26 protein-coding genes and 1 other RNA gene are annotated in these 26223 nt (G+C 40.5%); 15 read left to right on the plus strand and 12 right to left on the minus strand.

Going from position 1 to position 26223, the window contains the following annotated elements; all coding sequences use genetic code 11:
* Positions 1–26: 26 nt before the first annotated feature.
* Both OU683_RS08860 and pncA read left to right on the plus strand, forming a co-directional pair.
* Positions 27–1439, plus strand: a complete 1413-nt coding sequence (locus tag OU683_RS08860; protein WP_268137331.1) for a nicotinate phosphoribosyltransferase — start codon at positions 27–29, stop codon at positions 1437–1439.
* The gene (pncA, locus tag OU683_RS08865) at positions 1436–2041 is read left to right on the plus strand and encodes a bifunctional nicotinamidase/pyrazinamidase (protein ID WP_268137333.1); all 606 of its coding nucleotides are present in this window, start codon (positions 1436–1438) and stop codon (positions 2039–2041) included. The genes OU683_RS08860 and pncA overlap by 4 nt, the downstream gene beginning before the upstream one ends.
* Before the next feature lie 71 nt (positions 2042–2112).
* Here the strand turns inward: pncA and OU683_RS08870 are convergent, their stop codons facing one another.
* From OU683_RS08870 to OU683_RS08890, 5 genes are all read right to left on the minus strand, one after another.
* Positions 2113–2541, minus strand: coding sequence for a hypothetical protein (locus OU683_RS08870; RefSeq protein WP_268137336.1), 429 nt, complete (start codon positions 2539–2541; stop codon positions 2113–2115).
* A 100-nt stretch (positions 2542–2641) separates the two neighbouring features.
* On the minus strand, positions 2642–4213 hold the full coding sequence (gene rny / locus OU683_RS08875) for a ribonuclease Y (RefSeq protein WP_268137338.1): 1572 nt from the start codon (positions 4211–4213) through the stop codon (positions 2642–2644).
* A 50-nt stretch (positions 4214–4263) separates the two neighbouring features.
* A non-coding RNA gene (ssrS, locus tag OU683_RS08880) (6S RNA) lies at positions 4264–4370 on the minus strand.
* Positions 4371–4429: 59 nt separating this feature from the next.
* Complete coding sequence (locus tag OU683_RS08885) at positions 4430–4720, minus strand: cell division protein ZapA (protein WP_228914556.1); 291 nt, start codon at positions 4718–4720, stop codon at positions 4430–4432.
* A 13-nt stretch (positions 4721–4733) separates the two neighbouring features.
* Positions 4734–5024 carry a hypothetical protein gene (locus tag OU683_RS08890; RefSeq protein WP_228914555.1) on the minus strand — a complete coding sequence of 97 codons (291 nt, stop codon included), beginning with the start codon at positions 5022–5024 and terminating at the stop codon, positions 4734–4736.
* A gap of 184 nt (positions 5025–5208) precedes the next feature.
* Between OU683_RS08890 and OU683_RS08895 the strand changes: the two genes are divergently transcribed.
* Together OU683_RS08895 and OU683_RS08900 are read left to right on the plus strand one after the other, a co-directional pair.
* Positions 5209–6900 (plus strand): M23 family metallopeptidase, encoded by a 1692-nt coding sequence (locus OU683_RS08895; RefSeq protein ID WP_268137341.1) that lies wholly within the window; start codon positions 5209–5211, stop codon positions 6898–6900.
* Between the two features lie 8 nt (positions 6901–6908).
* Positions 6909–9359 (plus strand): TonB-dependent receptor, encoded by a 2451-nt coding sequence (locus OU683_RS08900; protein WP_268137343.1) that lies wholly within the window; start codon positions 6909–6911, stop codon positions 9357–9359.
* 136 nt (positions 9360–9495) lie between these two features.
* On the opposite strand, the gene OU683_RS08905 is transcribed toward OU683_RS08900, so the two are convergent.
* The gene (locus OU683_RS08905) at positions 9496–10644 is read right to left on the minus strand and encodes a cysteine desulfurase family protein (protein WP_268137345.1); all 1149 of its coding nucleotides are present in this window, start codon (positions 10642–10644) and stop codon (positions 9496–9498) included.
* Between the two features lie 87 nt (positions 10645–10731).
* Here OU683_RS08905 and OU683_RS08910 point away from each other — a divergent pair, with 87 nt between their 5' ends.
* Complete coding sequence (locus tag OU683_RS08910) at positions 10732–11676, plus strand: hypothetical protein (protein WP_268137347.1); 945 nt, start codon at positions 10732–10734, stop codon at positions 11674–11676.
* On the opposite strand, the gene OU683_RS08915 is transcribed toward OU683_RS08910, so the two are convergent.
* Positions 11670–12218 carry a DUF8465 domain-containing protein gene (locus tag OU683_RS08915; protein ID WP_268137349.1) on the minus strand — a complete coding sequence of 183 codons (549 nt, stop codon included), beginning with the start codon at positions 12216–12218 and terminating at the stop codon, positions 11670–11672. The two genes, OU683_RS08910 and OU683_RS08915, sit on opposite strands and share 7 nt — an antisense overlap.
* 2 nt (positions 12219–12220) lie before the next feature.
* Positions 12221–12442 (minus strand): hypothetical protein, encoded by a 222-nt coding sequence (locus OU683_RS08920; protein WP_268137351.1) that lies wholly within the window; start codon positions 12440–12442, stop codon positions 12221–12223.
* A gap of 76 nt (positions 12443–12518) precedes the next feature.
* On the opposite strand from OU683_RS08920, the gene OU683_RS08925 reads away from it, so the two are divergent.
* The 3 genes from OU683_RS08925 to OU683_RS08935 are packed head-to-tail and all read left to right on the plus strand — an operon-like array spanning position 12519 to position 14989.
* Complete coding sequence (locus tag OU683_RS08925; RefSeq protein ID WP_268137353.1) at positions 12519–14360, plus strand: DUF8693 domain-containing protein; 1842 nt, start codon at positions 12519–12521, stop codon at positions 14358–14360.
* A gap of 5 nt (positions 14361–14365) precedes the next feature.
* A complete protein-coding gene (locus tag OU683_RS08930) occupies positions 14366–14650 on the plus strand; it encodes a DUF2752 domain-containing protein (RefSeq protein WP_268137354.1) in 285 nt (94 codons plus the stop codon).
* Positions 14651–14662: 12 nt separating this feature from the next.
* Positions 14663–14989, plus strand: coding sequence for a CCC motif membrane protein (locus tag OU683_RS08935; protein WP_268137356.1), 327 nt, complete (start codon positions 14663–14665; stop codon positions 14987–14989).
* Positions 14990–15123: 134 nt separating this feature from the next.
* On the opposite strand, the gene rocD is transcribed toward OU683_RS08935, so the two are convergent.
* Positions 15124–16368, minus strand: a complete 1245-nt coding sequence (gene rocD / locus OU683_RS08940) for an ornithine--oxo-acid transaminase (RefSeq protein WP_268137358.1) — start codon at positions 16366–16368, stop codon at positions 15124–15126.
* Positions 16369–16545: 177 nt separating this feature from the next.
* On the opposite strand from rocD, the gene rlmD reads away from it, so the two are divergent.
* Genes rlmD through OU683_RS08955 form a run of 3 tightly spaced genes read left to right on the plus strand, consistent with a single transcriptional unit; the run spans position 16546 to position 19107 of the window.
* Entirely contained in the window at positions 16546–17958 is a 1413-nt protein-coding gene (rlmD, locus tag OU683_RS08945; protein WP_268137360.1) for a 23S rRNA (uracil(1939)-C(5))-methyltransferase RlmD, read from the plus strand.
* Positions 17955–18443 carry a DUF6452 family protein gene (locus OU683_RS08950; RefSeq protein ID WP_268137362.1) on the plus strand — a complete coding sequence of 163 codons (489 nt, stop codon included), beginning with the start codon at positions 17955–17957 and terminating at the stop codon, positions 18441–18443. The genes rlmD and OU683_RS08950 overlap by 4 nt, the downstream gene beginning before the upstream one ends.
* On the plus strand, positions 18409–19107 hold the full coding sequence (locus OU683_RS08955; RefSeq protein WP_268137364.1) for a DUF6048 family protein: 699 nt from the start codon (positions 18409–18411) through the stop codon (positions 19105–19107). Before OU683_RS08950 ends, OU683_RS08955 begins: the two co-directional genes overlap by 35 nt.
* A gap of 1 nt (position 19108) precedes the next feature.
* Here OU683_RS08955 and OU683_RS08960 read toward each other — a convergent pair whose 3' ends face one another.
* On the minus strand, positions 19109–20269 hold the full coding sequence (locus tag OU683_RS08960; protein ID WP_268137366.1) for a THUMP domain-containing class I SAM-dependent RNA methyltransferase: 1161 nt from the start codon (positions 20267–20269) through the stop codon (positions 19109–19111).
* A 45-nt stretch (positions 20270–20314) separates the two neighbouring features.
* On the opposite strand from OU683_RS08960, the gene OU683_RS08965 reads away from it, so the two are divergent.
* From OU683_RS08965 to OU683_RS08975, 3 genes are read left to right on the plus strand one after another with little or no spacing between them, the layout of a single operon-like run.
* The gene (locus OU683_RS08965; RefSeq protein WP_268137368.1) at positions 20315–21046 is read left to right on the plus strand and encodes a class I SAM-dependent DNA methyltransferase; all 732 of its coding nucleotides are present in this window, start codon (positions 20315–20317) and stop codon (positions 21044–21046) included.
* Positions 21046–21714: a ZIP family metal transporter gene (locus OU683_RS08970; protein ID WP_268137370.1), complete on the plus strand. Its 669-nt coding sequence runs from the start codon at positions 21046–21048 to the stop codon at positions 21712–21714. The genes OU683_RS08965 and OU683_RS08970 overlap by 1 nt, the downstream gene beginning before the upstream one ends.
* A 2-nt stretch (positions 21715–21716) precedes the next feature.
* Positions 21717–22145 carry a DUF4268 domain-containing protein gene (locus tag OU683_RS08975; RefSeq protein WP_268137372.1) on the plus strand — a complete coding sequence of 143 codons (429 nt, stop codon included), beginning with the start codon at positions 21717–21719 and terminating at the stop codon, positions 22143–22145.
* A gap of 14 nt (positions 22146–22159) precedes the next feature.
* Here OU683_RS08975 and OU683_RS08980 read toward each other — a convergent pair whose 3' ends face one another.
* Together OU683_RS08980 and OU683_RS08985 are read right to left on the minus strand one after the other, a co-directional pair.
* Positions 22160–23635, minus strand: coding sequence for a sensor histidine kinase (locus OU683_RS08980; protein ID WP_268137373.1), 1476 nt, complete (start codon positions 23633–23635; stop codon positions 22160–22162).
* A gap of 4 nt (positions 23636–23639) precedes the next feature.
* Positions 23640–24383, minus strand: a complete 744-nt coding sequence (locus OU683_RS08985) for a LytR/AlgR family response regulator transcription factor (protein ID WP_268137375.1) — start codon at positions 24381–24383, stop codon at positions 23640–23642.
* Positions 24384–24596: 213 nt separating this feature from the next.
* Between OU683_RS08985 and OU683_RS08990 the strand changes: the two genes are divergently transcribed.
* Entirely contained in the window at positions 24597–25604 is a 1008-nt protein-coding gene (locus tag OU683_RS08990; RefSeq protein ID WP_268137377.1) for a hypothetical protein, read from the plus strand.
* Positions 25605–26223 lie beyond the last annotated feature (619 nt).

Below are 26223 nucleotides of genomic sequence, written 5' to 3' on the forward strand. Positions count from 1 at the left end.
AACACATAAAAACAAAGAACGGTAGAATGATAGATATTAGCGGTACTTACACAGACCAGTATCAGCTCACCATGGGACAGGTGTATTTTAGTAAAGGAGAAGCTGAAAAGACTGCAGTTTTCGACTACTTCTTCAGGAAACTACCGTTTAATGGCGGTTTTGCAGTATTTGCAGGTCTTGAAACCCTACTGGATCTACTGGAAAATTTTAAATTTTCAGATAAGGATCTCGAATATTTAAATACCCAGGATTTTTCTAAAGACTACCTGAATTACCTGAAGGATTTCCGCTTTCGCGGAAAGATCTACAGCATGAGAGAAGGAGACGTGGTTTTTCCGGGAGCACCGGTGCTTAAGGTGGAAGCAAATATCATTGAAGCACAGATCATAGAAACTCTACTGCTGAATATTCTAAACTTTCAAACTCTCATTGCCACAAAAGCATCGAGAATGGCCATCCAGGCAAAAGGCAGAACCTTAATTGATTTTGGCCTTAGAAGGGCACAGGGGTTTGGTGGCTATCATGCCAGTAGGGCAGCTGTAATTGGAGGATTTGAAGCTACTAGTAATACCCGGGCAGGTAGGGATTTTAATTTCCCGGTCTCCGGGACCATGGCCCATTCCTTTATTCAAAGCTATGAACATGAACTGGATGCCTTCAGGGATTTTGCAGAAACCCATCCCAAAAACACCATTTTACTTGTCGACACCTATGATACCTTGAAAAGTGGACTTCCCAACGCCATCCAAGTGGGCAAGGAAATGGAAAGCCAAGGCCATAAACTAAAGGGAATCCGTCTTGACAGCGGTGACCTCGCTTACCTGGCCCGGAAATCAAGAGAAATGCTGGACAAAGCAGGACTCGATTACGTGAAAATTTCTGCTTCCAATCAACTGGACGAACATGTGATCAAAAGCTTACTGGACCAGGAAGCTCCTATTGACATTTTTGGTGTGGGAACCAGCCTGGTGACAGGAAAACCCGATGCCGCGCTCGACGGGGTCTATAAATTGTCATTTTTCAAAGATAAACCCAGAATAAAACTTTCGGAAACCATTTCAAAAGTGACCTTACCACACCGCAAGCAAGTGCTTCGCCTTCTCGATGACTCCGGAAACTTCCTGGGAGGTGACGTGGTGTGCATAGCAGGCGAGAAAAATCCTGAGATGATGTACCATCCTTTTGATCCTTTAAAATTCAGGTTTATTGGAGATGTAGAAAAGGAGGAACTTCTAAGCCTCGTAATGGAAGATCAAAAAAGATCCAATAAGCATATCAGCATTAAGGAAATTAAAGATTTCAGCAAAGAAAGACTGGCAAAACTTCCGCCCGAATATCACAGATTCAATAACCCACATATCTATAAAGTGGGAATTAGTGAAAAACTCAGAGATGAACGAAATGATTTAATTGAGGAACATAAAAATAAAAGATCATGAAAACGTTAATCATTGTGGATGCACAAATTGATTTTATGTCAGGAGGTGCGCTCGAAGTGAAAAACGGAGACAGGATCATTCCTGTAATCAACGATATTCTACCCCATTTTGAGCTGGTCGTAGCAACCCAGGACTGGCACCCGGCGAATCACAAAAGTTTTGCGGTAAACCATCCCGGGAAAAAAGAATTTGAAGTCATAGAACTTAACGGACTGGAACAAAAACTCTGGCCCCCGCATTGTGTGCAGGGAACAAAAGGAGCAGAACTTCATCCCGCTCTGGAAACAAATCCTGTAGAAGCCATTTTTAGAAAGGGTATGGATCCCGAAATAGACAGCTATAGTGGATTTTATGACAATGGTCGTAAGAAAAGCACAGGCCTTAGTGGTTACCTTAAACAAAAAGGTGCTGGCGATCTCTACTTTTGCGGTCTTGCTGCAGATATATGCGTCTATTTCTCCCTGCTAGATGCCCTTAAACAAGGTTTTAATGCCACTTTGATTGAAAATGCAGCCGTTCCCCTTCTCCCAAAGGAATTCGAGAGCATTCGGAAGGATATCATTAAGAAAGGCGGAAAAATTATTAATTCCAAGGACCTCTAAAAAAAGGCATTTTCGACACCCCATGGAGCCACTTCAGCTCTGGACTCCGAACTCATTCTCTTAAGTAATAACTAACTTCGGTGCCACCTTCGGGTAAACCACCATACTGCTGCCTGAAGAAAAGCGGTTAGCACTACTGAAGAAATTATATGCTGCAATGCCTGTAACACCCCAAAAGAGTAATTATCCCTAAATTTATTGGGTAAATCATATTCTATCACCAACTCCTGGCTCATATATCCAAGAAAGGCAAAAGCTACGACCAGAAAGGCATAGGTGAAAAAGAAAAAGAAGTTCTTCTGCCTAGTCCACTTGAAATAAACAGAAGCCGAAACCAGTACAAGCCAGCTCACCCAGATACTTATTTGGTAGTGTAATAGCGAATCAAGCGCTTCCTGCAGCTCAGCTCCATTGAGATCTCCAACGACTTTAAACAGGCTAAAAATGGGGTAAAGCAGTACTGCCAGAAAAAGGAATCTCAGAACATTTTTTTTTCGCATGGTAGACGGTTCGTAGTATTAATTTACGAAAACTAATTGGTCCAAATAAAAAACTCCCGTTTCTTTTGAGAAACGGGAGCTAATCTTTTTATGTTCTGAATTACTTGGCGATGTTTACCGCTCGTGTTTCCCTTATCACGGTGATCTTCACCTGCCCGGGATAGGTCATATCTGTCTGGATCTTTTGAGAGATTTCAAAGGAAAGGTTTGCTGCTTTTTCATCGCTCACTTTTTCACTTTCCACAATCACCCTTAATTCCCTACCTGCCTGGATGGCATAGGCTTTCTTCACACCTCCAAATCCAAAGGCGATGTCTTCAAGATCTTTTAATCTTTGAATGTAAGAATCAAGAACCTGTCTTCTTGCACCCGGTCTTGCACCACTTATGGCATCACAAACCTGTACGATAGGAGAAAGCAAAGAAGTCATTTCGATCTCGTCATGGTGAGCTCCAATGGCATTACATACTTCAGGTTTTTCACCGAATTTCTCAGCCCATTGCATTCCCAGGATTGCGTGAGGTACTTCAGTTTCAGAATCCGGCACTTTTCCAATATCATGTAATAATCCTGCTCTTTTAGCAAGTTTTGCATTTAATCCTAATTCTGCAGCCATAACGCCACAAAGCTTGGCTACTTCTCTTGAGTGTTGCAGAAGGTTTTGTCCATAAGAGGAACGATATTTCATACGACCTACGATCCTGATCAATTCGGGATGTAATCCATGGATCCCAAGATCAATTACCGTACGCTTTCCAACTTCTATGATCTCTTCTTCGATTTGTTTGGTAGTTTTCTTTACTACCTCCTCAATACGTGCAGGGTGGATCCTCCCGTCAGTTACCAGTTTATGAAGAGATAAACGTGCTACTTCCCTTCTAACTGAATCAAAACATGAAAGAATAATTGCTTCAGGAGTATCATCCACAATGATCTCTACTCCGGTGGCAGCTTCAATGGCGCGAATGTTTCTTCCTTCCCTACCAATAATTCGTCCTTTTACATCGTCACTCTCCAGGTTGAAAACTGAAACGCAGTTATCTATAGCTTCTTCGGTTCCTATGCGCTGTATGGTATTTACGATGATCTTTTTAGCTTCCTGCTGAGCTGTTAGTTTCGCCTCTTCAATGGTATCCTGCACCAGTGCCATGGCATCGGCCTTGGCAGTATCTTTTAATGATTCAATAAGTTGTGCTTTCGCATCTTCGGCAGAGAGACCGGAGATCACTTCAAGCTGCTGAACTTTGCTGTTGTGGAGTTTGTCAACATCTTCCTGTTTCTTTTCAAGAACTTCACTGCGGTGATTGTAATCCGCGATCTTTTCTTCCAGATCCTTATTCAGGTTTTTATTTTTTGCGAGTTCGCTGGAGACCTGAGATTCCTTATCCCTTACCCTCTTCTCGGCATCTGCGATCTTCTTATCGCGGGAAAGGATTACCTTTTCATGTTCAGACTTAAGTTCAATAAATTTTTCCTTAGCCTGCAGGATCTTGTCTTTTTTAATTCCTTCGGCTTCCTGTTTAGCCTCTTTTAAAATTCCCGAGGCCGACTTCTTTGCTCTTTGAATGATCCTGGATGCATTTTTCTTTTCGAGATATTTTGCTATCCCAAAACCAATTGCAAGTCCAAGGACAAGTGAAATAATAATAATCGCTATAGCTAGTGTATCCATTAGTTAGTTTTTATGTAAAAAAAAAGCCTGTACTAGTTGTCGATTTGTATAAACTCTTTAAATCACGTTTAGGGCTAACAAGCTGATCAAGGATCCGCTCAAAGGCGGCTTGCTTTTACAACTTAAACTCACCCTTTTTAAAGAATTGGTGTTGAGTTTATCAAAATAAATTAACTAATACAGGCAGTAACCTTTATATTATAATTCAAAGAACAGTTAAACCAAATGCTTGTCGAGCAAATCATTAAGCGCTTTCAATTTATCTTCAGCTAAGACTACATCGCTGCTGGTGTCAATTGATTTTTGCTCAGTTTGGGCAGCAAATTGTAAAGCACACATTGCCAGTACATCCTGCTTATCCCTAACTGCATAACTTTGCTCAAATTGCTTAATCATAAATTCAATCTTTTTGGCAGCCTTACGTAAACCCTCTTCCTGTTCAGGAAGAATGGTCATGGGATAAACCCTGTCTGCAATTGATATCTTTATTTTAAGCTGGTTTGACATTTTTTTTATTCTTCTATTCAGAGAGGTGAACAATACATTGATCAATTTCCCTGATCAAGCTATTTATTTTAAGCTTGGTTTCTTTTTTATAATCATTACTGCCAAGCAACGCATTGGCGGCTTTGAGCGTTTGAACCCGATTATTAGAGGCTTCCAGGCTTTCCTGTAATTCCTGTTTTTCGGACCTAAGAGTAGTTAATTCCTCCTGAAGGTTTTGTTGTCTCTGCTCCAGTTTTTTATAATTCTGAAGCAACTTCTCAATCTTACCTTCAAGATTGTCAACTATTTCTGTTAAATCACTCATCAAAGCTAAACCTGCTGCTTACCCTCACAAAGTTAATATACCTGCCGATATATCCCAATATTTTGAACTCTATTTTAGATACAGCTTTTAAAATAATTTTAACCTCCTCAAAAATAAGGGTTTAATTTTTGACGTTGGTTTGGTATCTTTAACCCGCTATTAAAAAGTAAAAATTTAAATCTACATGACAAGGTTCATTGCCCCTCTCCTATTCTTATTGAGCTTAACGGTAACTGCCCAGGCTCCCATGGTACCAACAGATTATTTCGACGACCCCTTGCAGGTGCCGTTGGCGTTGGCGGGAACCTTTGGGGAATTGCGCTCCAACCATTTTCACAGCGGGTTGGATATCAAAACCCAGCAACGGGAAGGGCTCCCCGTTTATGCTTCTGCGGAAGGCTATGTGAGTCGAATTAACGTTGCGCACTATGGATATGGGAAAGCGCTTTACATCCAGCACCCCAACGGCTATACCACAGTATATGCCCACCTGAAGAACTTTTCTCCAGAAATAGAAGCTTATATCAAAAAGCTGCAGTATCAAAATGAGAGTTATGAAGTTGAAGTTTATCCAAATGCTTCAGAATTACCTGTAGAAAGAGGGGAATTGGTTGCAAGTAGTGGAAATACAGGCGGAAGCGGCGGCCCTCACCTGCATTTCGAGATAAGAGATGGGGAGCAACGACCAATGAATCCCTTTATGTTTGGAATCGAGATAGAAGACACACGAGCGCCAATCGTTTCGGGGGTTTATGCTTATCCCAAAGGAGAAAATGCTCATGTAAATGGTTCTGCCCAAAGACAGAAACTAAGATTGATTCCGCAGCAGGATGGGTCATTTAAGGCAGAGGCAATCGAGGCTTGTGGTGAAATTGGCTTCGGGATCAATACCGTAGATCAACTTAATGCAGCTCCAAACCGCAACGGGGTTTATCGGATAGAAACCGGGGCAAACGGAGAAACTCTTTTTCAGGCAAATTTTGAAAGGTTTTCTTTTAGCGAAACCCGTCACCTCAACCAGTTGATTGATTATGGTTACTACACCCAGAACAACAGCCGAATCCAGAAGCTGTTTGTTGAACCTTCGAACCCCCTAAGCATCTACAGGGAAGTAAATAATCAGGGGTTTTTGAACGTCAAGGACAGCCTTTCTTATAATTATACCATAAAGGTAAGTGACTTTGCAGGAAATGAGCGAATTGTAAATATTCCCATTGAAGGAAAACACAGGAACGATATAATAGAAGATCCATCAAACACTACCGAATTCTTTGTACCGGCAAATACCGGGGCACAGTTCGAAAGTAATGGCATTGACGTATACATTCCTAAAAACAGCCTTTACCAGGATGCTTATCTTGATATTTCTTTTGAAGACGAAAAAATTAACCTGCATGAGGATGTGATCCCCCTTCATACTAACATAAGTATTGGTTTTGATGTGAGTAAATATAAACCCGAAGACCGGGAACAAATGTTTATTGCACAACTTAACAAATGGGGAAATCCCAGTTATTCTACCACCACAAAAGACGGGGAGAGATTTACAACCAGGACCCGAAGTTTTGGCACCTATACCCTGGCCCGGGATACCCAGGCTCCCAGGGTTGTACCGGTCAATTTTAAGGATGGGCAGTGGATCTCTGGAAACAAAGATATCAAGGTGAAAATATCCGATGATCTATCGGGCATTAGCAGCTATAGGGCTACTGTGAATGGGAAATTCATTCTTATGGAATATGAATACAAGCAAAACCTGCTCACACACGATTTCTCGGACAATGTCATAACCGAAACCAAAAACCAATTGAAGATCGAAGTAATTGATAATGTAGGAAATACCACTATATTTGAAAGTACCTTCTTTAGAAAATAGATCTTCGGTTGAGAAAACTTATTCCTTTTGTACTGTGCTGCCTGCTTTTCTCATTCAGCTTATGGTCACAAACCGCAGTTATACAGGGAATTATTCTCGATGAAAACCTACAGCCTGTCTCCGGTGCAACAATCTCCTGGAATACCAACGGTGTAGCGAGTAACAATAACGGCTTCTACCAATTAGAGCTTCCCGCAAACCGGGAAATCGAGCTAACGGTTGCACATATTGGTTTCAAAAATGTCATTTTCAAGACCTTTTTAAGAGCAGGAGAAATCCTGGAATTTAATCCGGTTTTAAGCAGCAAGGTTGAACAAATTGGAGAAGTAGTTCTCCGGGAAAGAAATGAAGAGTTTCGCGGGATCACCAATATCGCTCCCGAAACCATACGCAACCTTCCCGGAGCCAATGCCGGGGTGGAGAACTTACTCAAAACCCTTCCCGGGGTGAGCTCCAACAATGAACTCAGCACCCAGTATTCCGTACGTGGAGGAAATTACGACGAAAATCTGGTGTATGTGAATGGAATTGAGGTCTACAGACCCTTCCTTATTCGTTCTGGGCAACAGGAAGGCTTAAGCTTTGTCAATCCCGATCTTATTCGCAAGGTACATTTTTCGTCAGGAGGTTTCCAGGCCAAATATGGTGATAAGCTTTCTTCGGTTCTTGATATTACCTATCGTCGCCCTGTGGATTTCAAAGCCTCACTGGATGTCAGCCTCCTTGGGGTAAACCTTACTGCGGAAGGAGTTTCTAATAATGAAAAATTCAGTGCTCTTGCAGGGATAAGGTTTCGCGATAACAGCCTTCTGGTAAAAGCAAGGGAAACTGAAACCAATTTTGAACCTCTTTTTGCCGATGCTCAATTAAATTTAATCAACCGTTTTAGCTCCAGGTTTGAAATAAGCTTTTTAGGAAACGCTTCATTAAATGATTACAGTTCTCAACCTTTAACCCGGCAAACCAACTTTGGAACCCTCCAGGACCCCCGCGCCCTAATCATACATTACACCGGTAGAGAAGAAGATGTCTTTGAAACCCTTTTTGGAGCAGTCAAAGCCTCGTACAACATCAATAAAAATTTCACTGCCCAACTAATGACTTCCGCTTATCATACCCGGGAAAAGGAATATTATGATATTATCGCGCAGTACCGGCTCGGGGAAGTCAATATGAATATAGGGGAAAAAGACTTTGGTAAAGTCGAATTTTCTGAAGGTGTGGGAGAACAGCTCACCCATGCGAGAAACAAACTGGATGCTCTTATTTTAAATATTAAACATACTGGTAATGTTAATATTAAAGACCATAACTTAAACTATGGAATCAAGTACACTCATGAAGACATTCGTGACAGGATAAGGGAATACGAGATCATAGATTCTGCAGGATTTGCACTGCGGCCTCCCCTGCCAAATTTCAAAAACAATCAGCCATACGAACCTTTTGATGCTCCTCTTGAACCTTTCACATCAATAAGAGGATTTAACGAAACCCAAATAGATCGATTTCAGACTCACCTGCAATGGAGCCACCGCAGGGATGTGAATGAACATGAATTATGGTTTAATGCCGGAATAAGAAGTCATACGTGGATAGTTTCTTCTGAAGGGTATTCTGTTGATCCTAAGACCGTAATAAGCCCCAGACTACAGTTTGCCTTTAAGCCTGATTGGAAGGCTGATTTGCTCTTTCGCCTGGCCGGGGGAATATACCACCAACCACCTTTTTACAGGGAACTGCGCAGTCACTCCGGAAGCCTTAATCCTGAAGTGGAAGCGCAGCAGGCATTGCACCTTGTCTTGGGAAATGAATTCAGCTTTAAAACCTTCGAAAGGCCATTTAAGCTAACTTCTGAAATCTACTATAAGGATATGGACCATGTCAATCCCTATACTCTTGAAAATGTTAGGATACGATATGCTGCCGAGAATAATGCTGAAGCCTACGCTTATGGTCTTGATCTCAGGCTCAACGGAGAGTTTGTTCCCGGAACAGAAAGCTGGCTTAGCTTCGGTTATCTCAAGACAAAGGAGAATATTGATAATAAAGGTTTCATTGCCCGGCCAACAGATCAACGATTAAAGTTTGGCTTGTTATTTCAGGATTATGTACCTACCATGCAAAATCTCAGGATGTATCTAAACCTGGTTTACAACACCGGTTTGCCTGGTGGCTCTCCTGCCTACGCCGATCCTTATCTTTACCAATCGCGCCTCCCCGATTACAAACGGGCAGACCTGGGACTTTTCTACCTGGTCAAAAGTGACAGATCCAGGGAAGATTTTTTAAAAAGCTTTAGAGAAGTTTTCATAGGTCTCGAGATCTTTAATATTTTCGATACCCAGAATTCAATCACCAATACTTTTGTGAGGGATGCTTATACAAAAACGCAGTATGCAGTTCCTAATTATCTTACCCCACGGATCTATAATTTGAGAATAGGGTTCAAACTTTAAAGTTTCTTATTTTTTCTCCTCCACCGGATGGGTAGCCGTAGGTGGGTGTGGGTAACCTAAGAAAATGTCACTCAGGAAGAAGTTCCAAGTGAAAACCTGGTGCTTGAAATTTGAAATTTGCGGGTAATACCCGCTTTTATTTCTCAATAAACTCCTTTAGAACCGTCACTACGTATTCCGCTTCTTCTTTGGTATTATACCTCGAAAAAGAAAACCTAAGGGAAGGCTTTTTCAAATCATCTTCAGAAAGAAAGGCGCTAAGGACGTGTGAGCCCTGATTGCTTCCGCTTTGACAGGCACTTCCTTTGGAGCATGCGATACCGTGTAGATCTAACTGAAACAACAACATTAAGGCTTTCTCCTGAGTCATTGGCAAACAAACGTTGATAAGGGTATAAGTACTATTATCAAAATCATCACATTCGCCGTTAAATTTTGCCTCGGGAATCTCCTTTTTTAGAAGGTCAATAAAATACTTTTTTAGAGAGGTAACATATTCTTTTTCTTCTTCCAGGTTTTCATAAGCCAGCTTTAAGGCTTCTTCAAGACCAACAATGTTATGCACAGCCTCGGTTCCGGCACGGAACCCTCGCTCCTGCTCACCTCCAAAAATTAGTGGCTGCAGGCCGCTGTTCTTTCTTATATAAGCAAACCCCACACCTTTTGGGCCATGGAATTTATGGGCACTAACCGCAGTAAAATCAACTTGTATACTGGAAAGATCGAGTTCATAATGGCCAATGGACTGTACGGTGTCCGAATGGAACAGCGCATTGTATTTCTTACATAAATCGCCTGTTTTCTTGATGTCCAGAAGATTTCCCACTTCATTATTTACATGCATCAGGCTTACTAAAGTTTTCTCTTCAGAAGCCTGAAGTAACTCCTCAAGATGCTGCAGGTCTACTCTTCCGCAGTCATCAAGGTTAACATAAAGAATTTCTGTGCCAAAAACTTCATGCAGCTTATTCAGGGTGTACAGCACCGCATGATGTTCAATCTTAGAAGTAATGATACGCTTCACTTCCAGATCTCTAACGGCCGAATTCAAAATAAGATTATCGGCTTCTGTGCCACCCGAGGTGAAGATAATTTCCGAAGCTGCCACATTAAGCGTCTTCGCCACCGTTTTTCGGGCTTGTTCTATAAGGGTTTTCGCACTGCGACCAAATGCATGGGTTGAGGAAGGATTTCCATAGACCTCCCGCATCACCTGGGCCATGCGGTCTACCACTTCCTCGCGAATTTGCGTGGTTGCGGCGTTATCAAAGTAGACTTTTCTCATGGTCCACAAAAATAACAGAATTAAAATAATTTAGGCTTATCTCTTTTAAATTATATATTACTTTTAATTTTGCTGAAAACCCGTCCTATGAAAAAATATGTTAGCCTTGTTTTTGCAGCCCTACTGCTAAGTTCGTGTAATGACGGGGAAATCATTGTGACCGACTTTAATTTTGAGGATCCACAGCTCAACTGGTGTGGAGATACACAATCACAGGTGCTTTATAAACTCAATAACACAGGTGTTAATGAAGCCATTGCTTTTAGGTTTGATCTTAGCACTCCTACCCTGCAGTTTTTTTTAACAGAAGAAGGCCAGCTCAAGATCCCTTTAAACGAAACTACAAACCAGGTTATCTACAGGGTTTTTGACGGGGAAGTACAGAAAAGTTATTTCTGCAACGAGATTCCGCCGGTCTCACCCCAGGTAACCGAGGAATACAGGAGCACCACAGGAGGTGAAGTTGTGATAACCTCTACTCTTGCTAATGCCACCGACCATGATGGAGACGGAGTTCCCTCTGCAGAGGAAGGGATGGAATCTGGATTGGATACCGACGGGGATGGAATACCAAATTACCAGGACGTAGATGATGACGGGGATAATGTTCTTACCCGTGTAGAAAGAGAGATAGAAGCCGAAAATACTGTAAATACCTATGGAGACTCCGATAACGACGGTATCCCCGACTATCTTGATGCAGATGATGATAACGACGGAGTACCCACAAGGAATGAGGACTGGAACCTTAACTTAAATCCTGCCGATGATCAAAATGAAGAAGGCTTAGCTCACTATCTTAATCCAGATATAACAGATTCTTTTACGGTAGAAGGAGTTAGAGAGAATCGCATTTCAAGAAGCTTTAGGTACCTGGTAACCATCAACAATCTTACACTTGTGAACCAGGGAGGAGACGGAGAGCAGATTCGCCTGCAGGATTATGAGCTTGGCGTGATCACTTCCCCAACTGAGAATATACTCATTGAACCCACAGATGGTGAGGAAAACAAAGAGGAAGACAATCAATAATTCTGATAAAAATAAACCTCGGTAGCTCCCAGCCCGTACTTTTGGTAATCGGCATCGTAAAATTTTAAATTTTCATACCTGTTGAAAAGGGTTTCCAGTTCGGCTTTTAAAACCCCTTCCCCAACTCCATGAATAAAAACCACTTTCTGGATACGTTTGCTCATTGCAAATTCCAGTTGTCTCTTTGCGGTGTTCATTTGAATATTAAGAATCTCAAAATTTGAAAGTCCGCCAGATTTTGGCACCAGTTTACCTATGTGCAAATCCACTTCCATAGGAGGTTGATTGCGTTCCTTAGGCTTTACGCGAGTTGATTTGCTTTTCTTAAAAGACTCTTTTTCCTTAATTACTTCCGAAAAATTTTCTACCTCGGGCGGGAGAATATCGGGCAAAGATGCTCCAATCCTCACCAAATCCTTCTCGTCAAAAGACATTAAAAAACCTTCAGAAGTTTCAATTGCTACTTCGGCACCATTAACAGAAATTACCTTCCCCTCAAGATCTTCATCAAGCACTGCGACTTTATCCCCGGTTTTGAACATGATTATAACGAGTTGTTGTTATTTTCTTCTTCCTTCTCCTTTTTATGATCATCCTTTGTTTCAACCCAAAAATTTGTGGCGTTATAGAGGCCATACATTAGGAATACTATTCCCAGGATCATCATGTAAACATTTCTTTCCTCTCCTGCAATTTGAAAAATAAGTATAGCACCACCTATTAGTATTAGCATTGAATTAATGAATTGAGAAGAAGGCTTTTTCATAATAAATTGTTTTACAGATGGTTAAAATCAAAAAAAGAATAGTAACTTGATTACTTATGCTGCAAATTTCGGTAAAATGAGAGGATTTTTGTTAGTTACGGTATCATTATTTATTTTTCAATCTGTTTTAGGGCAACTTAGTGTGGCTCCTTCCAATAACGGGCAAGAGGTCACGTATTTATATATCAATGGCGATCTTCTCTTTGTACAGAATGATCTTAGGTTGGGTAAAAATCCTGCACAGGGGAAGGAATCATCCATTTATTTACGTTCGGGAGCTCAATTAATTCAGGGAGAAGGGCAAAATAAAGCTAATTCCGGTGACGGGAGCATATCAGTATTTTCTGAAGGTAGCACCAATGCTTATGACTATAATTACTGGAGTTCCCCTGTAATTGATCCCGCAAATGGCCTTTTTGGGATCTCGCTGTTGCATTCCCCTGTTTCAGAAATTAATAGCCGGCCGACTCAGCTTACCACCGCCTTTAATGGAGCGGCAAATCCTCTTACTATCTCCACCAGCTGGATCTATACCTTTAACGGCAACAGTTACTCTCAATGGAATTTTGTGGGTGGCAATACAATTATTCCTCCGGGATATGGTTTTACCATGAAAGGCACAGAAGGTAATGATCCCACTTCCATTAATGGCAGAGAAAATAATCCCGGCAGTGCACAGCGCTATGATTTTCGAGGAAAGCCAAATTCGGGTCGAATAGAAATCCCAACTGCAGGGGATGTTTATATCCTGGTAGGAAATCCTTATCCCTCAATTTTTGATCTAAGCCTTTTCCTGCTTGAAAATTCTGGAAATGGCACTCTAAACACCACATGCTATGGAAACCTGTCCCGGCGTAATGTCACCACAGGTATTGCTTATTTCTGGGATTCTAAAGAGAATGGTACTTCTCATTATTTAGAGGATTATGTAGGAGGTTATGGCGCTTTTAGTCCGGTAGATCCTTGCACAAATGGTATTTATGAACCTCCCGTTCTTAAGAAAATAAATGGAACAGAAGAAGGCAAGGGAAAAGATTTTGATCGCAGGTTCCTTCCCACAGGTCAGGGATTTATGGTTCAGGGAGCTGAAACAGGGAATATTATCTTTAGAAACTCTCATAGAAAAGCACGATTAGAAAAAAACCAACCGGGCACCGGGACAGCAAGTATAACCGAGAAAAAACATACGCACCTGGAAAAAATCACTGTCCTTCCACGAATACAACTTAAAGTTTCTGTCAATGATCAATATGAAAGAAATCTAAGTGTGGCCTTTTGGAATGAAGCCACCAAAGGAATTGATGCAGGAATGGATGCCGAAGCTTTTCAACTTGCTCCTACCGATGCAGGTTGGCTCCACGGTGAGAACAGTTTTGTCATTGACGTTCGACCATTTGACATTACCGAAGAGATCCCGCTCTTCCTGCAGGTTAAAGCCCAGCTATCAAAAGTGACATTTTCACAGGAAAATTTCGAAAATACTTCAGTTAACGAACTTTTCATTGTAGACACTCAAACAAATGATTATTTTTCTATTAAAAAAGAACCTTTAACTTTAGAGCTGCAACCGGGAACTTATCACGGGCGCTTCAAGATTGCTTTTGCAGAGAAAATTCCGCAGGAAGAATTGCCCACGATATTTATTGAAGATGAAGCAGTGCCCGAAAAATTTAGTATAGTTCAAAATAACCATTTGGGAGAACTACAAATTATTAGCAACGACCAATTCCCGGTAAAAGCGGTTGGTATTTTTGACCTGCAGGGAAAAAGACTGTTGTACCGCACCAGTTTTGACAATAAAAGATCTGTAGAAATTGCCACCCGGCTCTGGTCAAATGGCGTGTATTTAGTGAAGGTAATGAGTATGGACGATAAAAGAGTAATTAAAAAGATTTCTGTCTATAATAATAACTTTTAGCTTCTATGGAAGAATTTATGCTTCCCTGTTTAAATAAGCAGCTTTTTGGCGTTGATTGTCTTGGTTGTGGAGCCCAGAGAGCACTTGTTCTGGTTTTCCAGGGAGAGTTTGCCGCAGCCTTTAAAATGTTTCCTGCCATTTATACCATTCTTATCCTGCTCCTTTTTCTCTTAACAAATTTATTTCTGAAATTTAAGGGTGACTGGTATGTTAAAGTCGCCCTTATTTTGCTGAACGCCTTGATCATTATTGGTGCCTATTTTTATAAAATGAGTTTTTTGATTAACTAACCAACATACATTATGGAAAAACCAACTTTACCCAATTCAACTCTAATCTTAATTTTCGGAATTCTTTCTATCCTCACCTGCTGTTGCTGGGGAATCATTGGTCTTATCTTTGGAATCGTTGCCCTTGTGCTCGCAAAATCGGCAAAAGAAACCTATATGGCCGCACCAGATACATATTCAGGTTACAACAACGTAAAGACCGGGAGGATCCTTGCCATTATTGGTATTGTACTTTCGGCAATTTACCTGATTCTAAACATTGTGCTTGTCGCAATCTATGGTTGGGATGGAATGCAGGAAATGATGATGGAATCTATGGAAGTTTACCAAAATCAGTAGTTTTAAGTGGTCAGTATTCGGTGCTCAGTGTTCAGAACCTGGAACCTGGAACCTGGAGCTTTAAACTTTAAATAAAAAAGAGGGGCGAAAAATAGAATTTTTCGCCCCTCTTTTTTATTAATGCTCTTCAGGAATTATTTCTCGAATTCATTAAGTGTCTTTGTGATGATATCAACACAATCTAACAATTGCTCTTCGTTCATTACCAACGGCGGAGCGAATCTAATGATGTTACCGTGCGTAGGTTTTGCCAACAAACCATTTTCCTTAAGCTTCATACAAATATCCCAGGCTGTAGAACTGTCTTCGGAATCATTGATCACGATAGCGTTCAACAAACCTTTACCTCTCACCAGGTTTACAATATTTGAACTGCGGATATAATCGTCAAGTTTTCTTCTGAAAAGATTTCCGAGTTTTTCGGCATTTTCAGCAAGTTTCTCGTCTTTTATAACATCCAGGGCAGCCATTGCTACTGCACAGGCCACAGGATTTCCTCCAAAGGTGGAACCGTGCTGTCCCGGCTGTATCACGTTCATCACATCATCATTCGCAAGTACTGCCGAAACAGGATAAACTCCGCCAGAAATCGCTTTTCCAAGGATAAGGATATCTGGTTTAACATTTTCGTGCTCAACTGCGAGAAGTTTTCCGGTACGGGCAATTCCCGTCTGCACTTCATCGGCTATGAAAAGTACATTGTGCTTCTCACAAAGCTCTTTTGCGCGGGTAAGAAATCCTTCCGAAGGAACATATACTCCGGCTTCACCCTGTATTGGTTCTACAAGGAATCCGGCGATATTGCTATTGCTTTTAAGCACTTCTTCCAGCGCCTCCACATCGTTATAAGGTATCTTGAGGAATCCGGGAGTGTAAGGTCCAAAGTTCTTACGTGCTCCTTCGTCATTTGAGAAAGAGATAATAGTAGTGGTCCTTCCGTGGAAGTTATTTTCACATACCACGATCTGCGCTTCAGTTTCCTCTACCCCTTTTTTCTCATAGGCCCACTTACGTGCGATCTTAATGGCAGTTTCCACAGCCTCGGCCCCTGTGTTCATTGGAAGTAGCTTATCAAAATCAAAATATTCTGAGGCATACTTTTCATACTTCCCTAAAATGTCATTATGGAAAGCTCTTGAAGTAAGGGTAAGTTTTTGAGCCTGCTCTGTCATTGCCCCTACGATCCTTGGATGACAATGGCCCTGGTTAACAGCCGAATAAGCTGAAAGAAAATCGTAGTATTTTTTTCCTTCCACATCCCATACGTACACACCTTCTCCTTTTTCCAGTACTACCGGAAGCGGGTGATAATTATGAGCACCATATTTGTCTTCTAATTCTATCGCCTCCCGGGAAGAAATTTTTTCTGAAACCTTCATTCTAATTTTTTTTACAATTACTAAAAAATAAATTCCTGCTTTTCAAAAACACCAGTAAAACCGGGTATTTTGAGGAGAGAAATCATCCTGAATTCAGAAGTCGCAAATTACTAAATGTTTCCTGATTTTTTAAGGCTTACGCCCAATAATTCTTAGCTTTTATCCTATTTTTGCGCCATGGCGAGAAAGAACAAAAACAAAGAATTTAAAAACCTGGAAGTCATAGATGCAGGTGCAAAAGGAAAAAGCATAGCGAAGGCTCCAGATGGCAAGGTGATATTCATTGGAAATGCGGTACCGGGAGATGTGGTTGATGTGCAGACCACCAGAAAGAAACGTGCTTATTACGAGGGTACAGCCACTAAAATCCATGAATTTTCAGATAAAAGAGTAGAACCGCCCTGCATTCACTTTAGTGTTTGTGGAGGCTGCAAATGGCAGTTCATGGGGTATGAACACCAGTTGTTTTATAAGCAAAAGGAGGTTTTAAATAATCTTACCCGCCTGGGAAAAATTGAATTACCTGAAGTCACTCCAATTCTTGGCAGTAAAGAAATTTACTTTTACCGTAATAAAATGGAATTTTCCTTTAGCGACAGCCGCTGGCTAACGCAGGAAGAGATACAAAGTGGCAAAGATATCCAGGACAGGAATGCGCTTGGATTCCACATTCCCGGAATGTGGGATAAAATCCTTGATATTAAAGAATGTCATCTGCAACAGGCTCCAAGCAACGGGATTCGCAACAGCATTAAAAAATTTGCAGTTGAAAATGATATTCCGTTTTTCAATACCCGGGATCAAAGAGGAATGCTTCGTACCTTGATGATAAGGACCTCTTCCACCGGAGAGATCATGGTGTTACTTCAGTTTTTTGAAGAAAACAAAGAGAAGAGAGAATTGCTTCTTGATTTTGTTGCTGAAGAATTTCCGGAAATCACCAGCCTTCAGTACGTCATTAATCCCAAAGGAAATGATACTATTTACGATCAGGAAGTTATTTGCTATAAAGGTGAGGATCATATTTTTGAGGAGATGGAAGGTCTTAAGTTCAAGATCAACGCAAAATCTTTTTATCAAACAAATTCTTCCCAGGCATACGAACTTTACAAGATCACCCGGGATTTTGCCGGTTTAACCGGAAATGAACTGGTTTACGACCTTTATACAGGCACAGGTACAATTGCACAGTTCGTAGCTGCAAAAGCGGGAAAAGTTGTAGGTGTTGAAGCAGTGCCAGAAGCTATTGAAGATGCTAAAGAAAACGCCCGAAACAACAATATTTCCAACACCGAATTTTATGTTGGGGACATGAAGAAAGTGTTTACCGCGCAATTTGTGAAGGAGCATGGTCATCCCGATGTTTTGATCACCGATCCACCACGTGACGGAATGCACAAGGATGTGGTTGCACAAATAATTGGTATCTTGCCTCAGCGAATTGTTTACGTAAGCTGTAATTCGGCCACCCAGGCAAGGGACCTTGCCCTGCTGGACGAACATTATAAAGTAACAAGAACTCAGGCAGTAGATATGTTTCCACAAACTTTTCATGTTGAGAATGTGGTTTGCTTAGAAAGAAGATTATGAACAGGTTCCAAAAATGGCTTTTTTTAGGAAGTATTTTTGTCTTGACCTTGGGATGTCAACGAGATGATATTTGTCCCGAAGGTACCGAGACCACTCCTCTTTTGGTAATTGAATTTTACGACCCTCTGGATCCTACCCGATTAAAAGCAGTTCCAAACTTAACGGTTCGAGCCAGCGGTAAGGAAGAAGTATTACTGGGACCAGAAACAGTAAACACCGTTAGTATACCGTTAAGGACCAACGAAAACTTTACCGAATATATCTTCACCACCAATTCCAATAGTGATGAAGAAAATGAAGATATAGTATCTTTCACATACTCTCCGGATCCTGAATACCTCAATCGTGCCTGCGGATACAAAATAAATTATAACAGCCTTGATGTGGCAGTTAATGCAGATGAGGATAACTGGATAATTTCAGAAACTATTATACAAGAAAGCGTTGAAAATGAAACAGAAGCTCATATATATTTTACTCATTAGTTTTGGGTTTCATTCTTCTGCAATTTTTGCCCAACAGGAAGTGGTTAGAGACACTGTTGATGCAAGAGAAAAATACGGGCTACGAGTGGGGTTCGACCTCTCCAAACCATTGAGAACCTTTTTAGAGGAAGACTATCAGGGCCTTGAGATCAAAGGGGATTACCGGTTGTATGACCAAATTTACCTGACAGGGGAATTTGGAAATGAACAAAATGTAATTTCCGAACCCAATGTTACTGCTTCTGCCAAAGGAACTTATATGAAGCTGGGTGCAGACTACAATTTTTACGAAAACTGGACCGGGATGCAAAACCTCATTTATTTTGGAGTGCGCTATGGGTTCGCTACTTTCTCCAGTGAACTTCGGGAATTCTCAATTTATAACAGGAATCCCTATTTTGGTCCCGATGTAAGAGCAGAATCCCGTGAGTACAATAATCTAACTGCGGGATGGGCAGAACTACAATTAGGAGTGAAAGTGGAGGTTTTAAACAACCTCTATCTTAGCACCCATGTAGAGCTTAAGAAAAAGATCAATGAGACTAAACCGGGAAATTTCGACAACCTCTATATCCCCGGATTTAATCGTACTTATGACGGCAGTAGCCTTGGAGTGGGTTATGGCTACTCCATTTCCTATTTGATCCCTCTTTATAAAAGGTAGATCAATCCTCCTGTTTTTTCGCTTTTTTAGAACCTTCGTAGATCTCGTATTTAAGCAGTTTTGATTCCAGAGAACCATTGAATAATTTGATCTTTCTTGACGGTCTAAGTCCTACATGTTTGATTGCTTCAAGATTTGAAGTTATGAACCAGGCATGCGTGCCGGGATAGCTTTGTTTAAGAGTATCTCCAATGGCTTTGTAAAATTCAGGCATATTTATTTCGAGGCGTTCCCCGTATGGCGGATTGAAAACCATGTGTAAATGTCTTTGGGTTTGTTTTTCAGTCTTAAAGAAATCCTCGTGTTCTACAGTTATAAATTCCGAAAGATTTGCATTTTGAATATTATCCTTGGCTTTTTGAACAGCCGAAGGTGCTTTATCATAACCCTTTATAGTGAAATGAAAATCCCGCGCCTTCTTTAGGACAGATTCCTGTATCTTTTCAAAAAGATCTTCATCCCAGTCCTTCCACTTTTCAAAACCAAATTCTTTCCTGTTAAGATTTGGAGGGATATTACAGGCGATCATAGCAGCTTCAATTAAAATGGTACCACTACCGCACATAGGATCCATAAAATCACACTGTCCATCCCAACCAGAATGCAACAACATTCCTGCCGCCAGGACTTCATTTATAGGTGCTATATTGGTAGCCGATTTATAACCGCGTTTATGTAAAGACTGCCCGGAACTATCAAGAGAAACCGTACAAAATTCTTTTTCAATATGGATGTTGATTCGCAGCGACGGGTAGTCCAGATCAATTCCAGGCCTCTCCCCTGTTCGATCTCTAAATCTGTCTACTATGGCATCTTTAGATTTTAATGCCACATACTTTGAATGGGTAAATTTTTCAGAATGTACTGTAGCGTCAATTGCCAGGGTTTGATTGGCATCCAAAAAATTTTCCCAGGAAATATTATTGATCTCGCGATAAAGATCCTCTTCAGAAAAAACTTTAAACGTGGTAATAGGCTTTAAAACCTTTATAGCAGTACGTAAAGAAAGATTTGCTTTGTACATAAAACCTTTGTCCCCGTAAAAAGAAACAGACCGCACCCCTTCCTTCACGTCTATCGCTCCTAAATTCCTTAATTCTTTGGCAAGTAATGGTTCAAAGCCAAAAAGAGTTTTGGCAACCATTTTAAAATTATTTCCCATTTGTAATTTTCTGTGAGACGCAAAAATACATTAATTTTGCAGGATATGGAATTAGCAGCAAATAAGTGGTTTTCTTCATGGTTTGACACTCCTTATTATCATATTTTATACAGGAACCGCGGTGACGAAGAAGCTCAGGAATTCATGCAGAACCTTGTACGTTTCTTAAAACTTCCTAAAGACGCCAGTATTCTGGATCTTGCCTGCGGTAAAGGAAGACATGCAGTTTATTTAAATAAACTTGGTTACAGTGTTACAGGAGTAGATCTTTCTGAAAATAGCATTTCATATGCCAGACAGTTTGAAAATGAAAATCTCAAATTTCACGTTCACTGTATGTGCAAGCCTATGGGAGAAAAATACGATGCTGTATTCAACCTTTTTACGAGTCTGGGATATTTTGAGGACGAAAGAGAGAACTTGGAAAGTATCCTTGCCATAAAAGAAGAAATTAAAGAAGGTGGTTGGGGAGTCATTGATTTTATGAATGTAAAAAAAGTGATCAATAACCTGGTCTCTTCAGAAGTGAAGACCGTAAAAGGAATTGATTTCCATATTTCCCGAAAAGTAGAGGACGGTTATATCCTGAAAGATATAGAATTTGAAGATGAGGGAGAGGAACATGCCTATACCGAGAAGGTAAAGGCACTTACCCTTGAGAAGTTTCTTTATTATTTTGATATTGCGGGGATTGAACTTGTACACACCTTTGGGGATTATCATCTAAACCCTTATGATGAAATACAATCCGATCGTCTAATACTTGTCTTTAGATAATGTTATATATACTGCCATTGCTAGCGGTAGTAATAGGATATGTGATATCTCTATTTCTTAAGCCTTCTTCTTCAACTGGATTCCAGTTATTGCTTTCTTTTAGTGGTGCCTTTTTACTCGCGGTAACGGTTTTTGAAATGTTACCTGAGGTTTACAGTTCCGGTTATGACAAAGTAGGAGTCTTTATAATGGTAGGCCTGCTATTGCAAATTTTCCTTGAATTTCTTTCCAAGGGTGTGGAGCACGGTCATATGCACCACGACAGGAAATCGGCAAAATTTCCCTTTCTTTTGCTTTTCAGTTTGTCAATGCACGCCTTACTGGAGGGTTTCCCGCTAAATAACAGTAGTGATTTACTTCACGGCGTTGTAATCCATAAAATTCCTGTAGCAGCTATACTTGCTGCTTTTCTATTCCACTCAAAAATAGGGAAATTTAAAGCCTTTCTTTTTCTGGGTATATTTGGCTTGATGACACCTCTGGGAAGCTGGATCAATGAGAATTTTGCCATTTCTGAGGCTTATTCTTCCTATATCAATGCCATGGTAATTGGTATTTTTCTTCATGTTTCGACTACCATCCTTTTTGAAGCTTCAAAAAACCATAGTTTTAATGCAACCAAACTCGGGGTGGTCATTGCAGGAATATTACTTGCTTACTTTCTTTAAATATGTACAGCAGGGAAGAAAGTAAAAAGGTACGTCAGGAATTCTGGATTAGCTTCGGAAAAAATTATCCCCGAAAGTGGCTTTTGTACAACACCAAAATCAAAGATTTCTCCCTAAAGTTCACTTTTACCCGCAAACTTGCTGAAGTTTCCATAGACCTTGATGCTACAGATGAGATAATGAGGTTGTATTACTTTGAAAAATTGCAAAGCCTCGAGGCAATTTTGAAAAACGAATATTTGCCAGGCGCTGTTTTAGCTGAAGCATATGAACTTGACAATAGAAAAATTATCTCCCGTGTTTACGTCACTAAAAATGGTGTAAATATCCATAATAAGAAAGATTGGCCCACCGTGCAAGCATGGCTAGCCGAAAAAATGGATGCCCTGGAAAGATTCTTTTTAGAGTTCCGGGATATTATTGAGCAGTAAAATTAACTTCTCTCCTAACTAAGAGGAATCCTTAATTCCACACGTGTTCCCGGGTTTTCTTTTCCCGGATGTAGTTCGGCATAGGTTAGAGAGTAGCTCCCTTGATAACCCTTAAAAAATGTTTGCAGCCTTTCTTTAGTGATCTGCAGGCCTACAGATCTTCTTTGATGGAATTTTTGCCGGTTTATTTCCTTTGATCTCTTCATTCCAATGCCATTGTCTTCAATTGCTATTTTTATTTCGGTCTCACTTTCCCTTTTTACAAGAATTGCCAGCTGTTTTTGGTCTACAAGAGAAAGTCCATGCCAAATGGCATTTTCAACAAAGGGCTGTAGGATAAGGGAAGGCACCTTTATTCCCTGCAGGTCTAATCCCTCTTCAACATTAACCTTAAAATCGATCTCATTATTGAACCTGATGTTCTCGATGTTTACATATAACTGGATGGTTTCCATTTCTTCTGCCAAAGAACTTATTTTCTCCCTGGTAGCATCCAGAACTTTCCTGATGAATTTGGAAAATTTATTCAGATAGTAAACTGCATTCTCCTTCTCATTATTAATAATATATAGTTTAATGCTGTTAAGGGAATTAAAGATAAAGTGCGGATTCATTTGACTACGCAGGAAGTTGACTTTTAGCTCTGCCAGTTCGCGCTCATATTGAGCCGTCAATTTCTCAATCTTATCCCTTTCTACCTGTTTGCTTAGGATTTCCACATTGGCTTCCAGCTTTTGCTGCACCTTTGATCTGAGCTTTTCATTTTCTTCATTTTGTCTTATTAGCTCAAGCTTTGCCTGCCTGTTTTCCTGTAAAAGCAACTTCTGCTTATGCCCCAGTCCCAAAGAAAAAAACAGATTCTCAAAAATACCTGCAAGAAGAAAAAATCCCGAAGCTATCCTAAAATTATCCCTTCCCATGTTGAGTTGATAAACCAGTACAGGTCCCAACCAGCCGAGAAAAAGGATCAAAGAACCAATAATGAGATAGGACCTAAGTGGGATTGGCTTTTTTAGAATGGGATAATAGGAGAGAACAGCCAGGATAGGCATATAAATAAGAAAGAAATTATAACCTAAATATCTTAAATGGGAGCCACCAACAATATATGAGATAAGGTGTATTAGAATGGCAATTCCTAAAAAAATCCAGTTAGCACCCATAACATATTTATTCCAGCGCGGTTCATTCCTTTTCATTTCCAGAAAGCTGTAGGCGAAGAAAAAATAAACTACAAAAGTGATCTCTGTAAGCAGGTACATAAATTCACTGAAATAGGTGATGTATATTTCATGATATCTTCCACTACTAAACCTAAAGATTGAAAACAAGACCAGGAAGAGATAAAGGCTGTAAAAAAAATAGGACCTTATCTTTTGCTGAAAATACAATAGGAAATGGTATACCGCCAAAATAGAAAGAACTCCTGCGAAGAAAGTGAGCAGGCCGCTTTGAAAAGGTTGACGTATAATATCTATAAGTTCTTCCAAAGCTTCAGGTTCCAAGAAGTTCGAGTAAATGAGCTTTTTTTGAACGGGAAACAGGGATGTTGGACCCGTCCCTAAGGATCAAATATTGTCCGTCACTTTTTATAAATTCTGATACGCAATTGAGATTCACCAGAAAAGAGTGATGGGACCTGTAAAAGGAAGGGTTATCTATTAATGCCTCTACCTCTTTGATCTTTTTCGAAAGCACTTCCTTCTTTCCGCCTTCCATATAGACTTCCGTATAGTTTCCGTCCGATTTGCAGTACATGATATCCTCACTGGAAACATATATTGTTTTATCCACAAAAGAAAGTGGGATCTTTTTAGAAGCAGGTTGTTTCCTCATATCCTGCATGATATTCCGGAGTTGTTCTCCAAGCCTGTTGTTCTTCTTTCTATCCAGAACTCTTTCCGCAGCAATTTTTAGATCGTCGGAATCTATGGGTTTTAGAAGATAATCCACTGCATTTTCTTTGAAAGCCTGCAAAGCATAATTGTCATATGCGGTGGTGAAGATCAATTCAAAATTCCGAAACTTCAGACTGTGCAATAACTGAAATCCATCCATTTGTGGCATTTCAATATCCAGAAAAACACAATCGGGCTTAATGAGATCAATTCCTTTAACAGCCTCCAACGGGGCCAAATAAGTAGCACAAACTTCTATCCAGGGACAAAAGGCATTGATCTCCCATTGCAGACTTTTAACTGCACTTACTTCATCATCAACAATTACCGCTCGTATCATAGGAATAGATTGCAATTTAAATTACAAAAAAGAATGTAATATGAGTAAGGTGAATTTACTACTGGTAGTTGTAAAGGTATAAATTGTACCATCCGGACTGCGGATAGAAGGATGACCGGTTATAAAACAGATCACCCGGAGTATACACTGCCGGCTCAAAAACCCCGGTTCTCAACTTACCTTTAAGTCATTAACCATTAAAAATATAAGATCATGAAAGAACTACAATTATTTACCAAACATTTATTTGGCAAAATGTTCCTCTTCTTTTTATTAGCAGCTTTTACAATGGGATGTGAAAAGGAGGAACTAGATACAGCCAATCTTGAAATTGCAAACGCCAGTGTAAAATCTATGAACACAGTGAAGATAACCTCTACAGGAATGAACTTTATTGCACCCGATGAGATCCCTTCGGGATGGAATACTTTTGAATACACTAATAATTCCGCTGCACCTCACTTTTTTCTCCTTGTAAAAGTCCCAGAAAATATAACTCTTGAACGCTATAGTACAGAGTTAACCATCCCGTTTAACGAGTGGTTATGGGAATTAACCAATAACCCAGAGGCTATTCCAGATTTTCCGGACTGGTTTAGTCAGACATTAAATTATGGAGGATCAGGTATAATTGATCCTGGCCAGACTGCGGTAACCTCAATAAATTTACCACCAGGAAATTACATTATGGAATGCTACATAAAGATGCCTGGTGGTGGATTTGAGAAACCGGGAGGAGTATTTCATTCTTTTCCTGTAAATGAAACTACCGGAATGGTAAAGCAATTGACGGTTACCACAGAAAAAGCTAAGGAAAAAGAACCAAAGCCAGATATTACAATTGATATAACAACTAACAATGGCTATGTAATAGATAACGAAATTAACCGTCCCGGGTTACATACCTTTGCTGTAAACAATGAGGTTGGACTTACTGCAGATGTACATCTGGTAAGATTTGATGAAGGAACTGAAGAGAATTTAGCACAATTAAATTCCTGGATGTTCTGGATGAATAATCTTGGAGCCCTAAACGAAGGAATGATGACTCCGGCACCGGCAGGATTTACTTTCTTAGGCGGTGCTCAAGAACTGTCTGCTGGAGGAACCACGTATTTTCAGGCATTGTTAAAACCCGGAAAATATGCCTTTATAGCTGAATGGCCTGATTCAATCGCGAGTGGTTACTACCATGAGTTTGAGGTAGGAGGAAAAAAATAACAGAAATCTCTTTTTAAGAGATAGTTGAAAGCCGGTACTGTTTGGGGGACAGTGCCGGTTTTCTTTTATTCCAGATTCAACATTTTGAATCCTGTAAAGTTGGAACATACTGCAAATTATTGTTTCCACCCATAGAATAGACCTCAAAGGTTTTTGAAACCTGTGAGGTCTAGATTGTGAACTTGGGACGTCCTTCGAACACGCCTACCTGGGAGGAGGAGCTGAAAAATGCTTCCTTTTAATTTTTTCCGGAAAGCAGACCCTCCCCGTCCGCCAATTGGCGGACTTCCCCTCCCTGGAATGGAGGGGAGCTGAAATTCGTTTCCAATTCAACTTGTTGCTTAAGTGTTCCCCTCCTCTCTGAGGAGGGGTGGCCGAAGGTCGGGGTGTTGCATGGAACCTAATAGTTCTTGGTTATCCATAATCTCTGGGGAAAGAAAACCCTCCCCGCCTCCGCTTTGCGACGCCTGCCCCTCCCTGGAAGGGAGGGGAGTTGAGATTCGTTTCCAGATTTAACTTTTGTAGTGTTCCCCTCCTCTCTGAGGAGGGGTGGCCGCAGGCCGGGGTGGTTTTAGGGCATAAAAAAACCCTTCATCAAATACATGATGAAGGGTTTAAA

The organism is Salinimicrobium sp. TH3, assembly GCF_026676115.1.
Taxonomy (GTDB): Bacteria; Bacteroidota; Bacteroidia; order Flavobacteriales; family Flavobacteriaceae; genus Salinimicrobium.

Bases quoted from the DNA above. Each gene is read 5' to 3' on its own strand.
- OU683_RS08960 (WP_268137366.1), bottom strand. From the start codon at position 20,269: ATGGGAAATAATTTTAAAATGGTTGCCAAAACTCTTTTTGGCTTTGAA.
- rocD (WP_268137358.1), bottom strand. From the start codon at position 16,368: ATGAAGGTTTCAGAAAAAATTTCTTCCCGGGAGGCGATAGAATTAGAA.
- OU683_RS08965 (WP_268137368.1), top strand. From the start codon at position 20,315: ATGGAATTAGCAGCAAATAAGTGGTTTTCTTCATGGTTTGACACTCCT.
- OU683_RS08915 (WP_268137349.1), bottom strand. From the start codon at position 12,218: ATGTTCAAAACCGGGGATAAAGTCGCAGTGCTTGATGAAGATCTTGAG.
- OU683_RS08885 (WP_228914556.1), bottom strand. From the start codon at position 4,720: ATGTCAAACCAGCTTAAAATAAAGATATCAATTGCAGACAGGGTTTAT.
- OU683_RS08870 (WP_268137336.1), bottom strand. From the start codon at position 2,541: ATGCGAAAAAAAAATGTTCTGAGATTCCTTTTTCTGGCAGTACTGCTT.
- OU683_RS08890 (WP_228914555.1), bottom strand. From the start codon at position 5,024: ATGAGTGATTTAACAGAAATAGTTGACAATCTTGAAGGTAAGATTGAG.
- OU683_RS08990 (WP_268137377.1), top strand. From the start codon at position 24,597: ATGAAAGAACTACAATTATTTACCAAACATTTATTTGGCAAAATGTTC.
- OU683_RS08985 (WP_268137375.1), bottom strand. From the start codon at position 24,383: ATGATACGAGCGGTAATTGTTGATGATGAAGTAAGTGCAGTTAAAAGT.
- rlmD (WP_268137360.1), top strand. From the start codon at position 16,546: ATGGCGAGAAAGAACAAAAACAAAGAATTTAAAAACCTGGAAGTCATA.
- OU683_RS08895 (WP_268137341.1), top strand. From the start codon at position 5,209: ATGACAAGGTTCATTGCCCCTCTCCTATTCTTATTGAGCTTAACGGTA.
- OU683_RS08935 (WP_268137356.1), top strand. From the start codon at position 14,663: ATGGAAAAACCAACTTTACCCAATTCAACTCTAATCTTAATTTTCGGA.
- OU683_RS08860 (WP_268137331.1), top strand. From the start codon at position 27: ATGATAGATATTAGCGGTACTTACACAGACCAGTATCAGCTCACCATG.
- OU683_RS08925 (WP_268137353.1), top strand. From the start codon at position 12,519: ATGAGAGGATTTTTGTTAGTTACGGTATCATTATTTATTTTTCAATCT.
- OU683_RS08930 (WP_268137354.1), top strand. From the start codon at position 14,366: ATGGAAGAATTTATGCTTCCCTGTTTAAATAAGCAGCTTTTTGGCGTT.
- OU683_RS08970 (WP_268137370.1), top strand. From the start codon at position 21,046: ATGTTATATATACTGCCATTGCTAGCGGTAGTAATAGGATATGTGATA.
- rny (WP_268137338.1), bottom strand. From the start codon at position 4,213: ATGGATACACTAGCTATAGCGATTATTATTATTTCACTTGTCCTTGGA.
- OU683_RS08975 (WP_268137372.1), top strand. From the start codon at position 21,717: ATGTACAGCAGGGAAGAAAGTAAAAAGGTACGTCAGGAATTCTGGATT.
- OU683_RS08950 (WP_268137362.1), top strand. From the start codon at position 17,955: ATGAACAGGTTCCAAAAATGGCTTTTTTTAGGAAGTATTTTTGTCTTG.
- OU683_RS08905 (WP_268137345.1), bottom strand. From the start codon at position 10,644: ATGAGAAAAGTCTACTTTGATAACGCCGCAACCACGCAAATTCGCGAG.
- pncA (WP_268137333.1), top strand. From the start codon at position 1,436: ATGAAAACGTTAATCATTGTGGATGCACAAATTGATTTTATGTCAGGA.
- OU683_RS08910 (WP_268137347.1), top strand. From the start codon at position 10,732: ATGAAAAAATATGTTAGCCTTGTTTTTGCAGCCCTACTGCTAAGTTCG.
- OU683_RS08920 (WP_268137351.1), bottom strand. From the start codon at position 12,442: ATGAAAAAGCCTTCTTCTCAATTCATTAATTCAATGCTAATACTAATA.
- OU683_RS08955 (WP_268137364.1), top strand. From the start codon at position 18,409: ATGAAACAGAAGCTCATATATATTTTACTCATTAGTTTTGGGTTTCAT.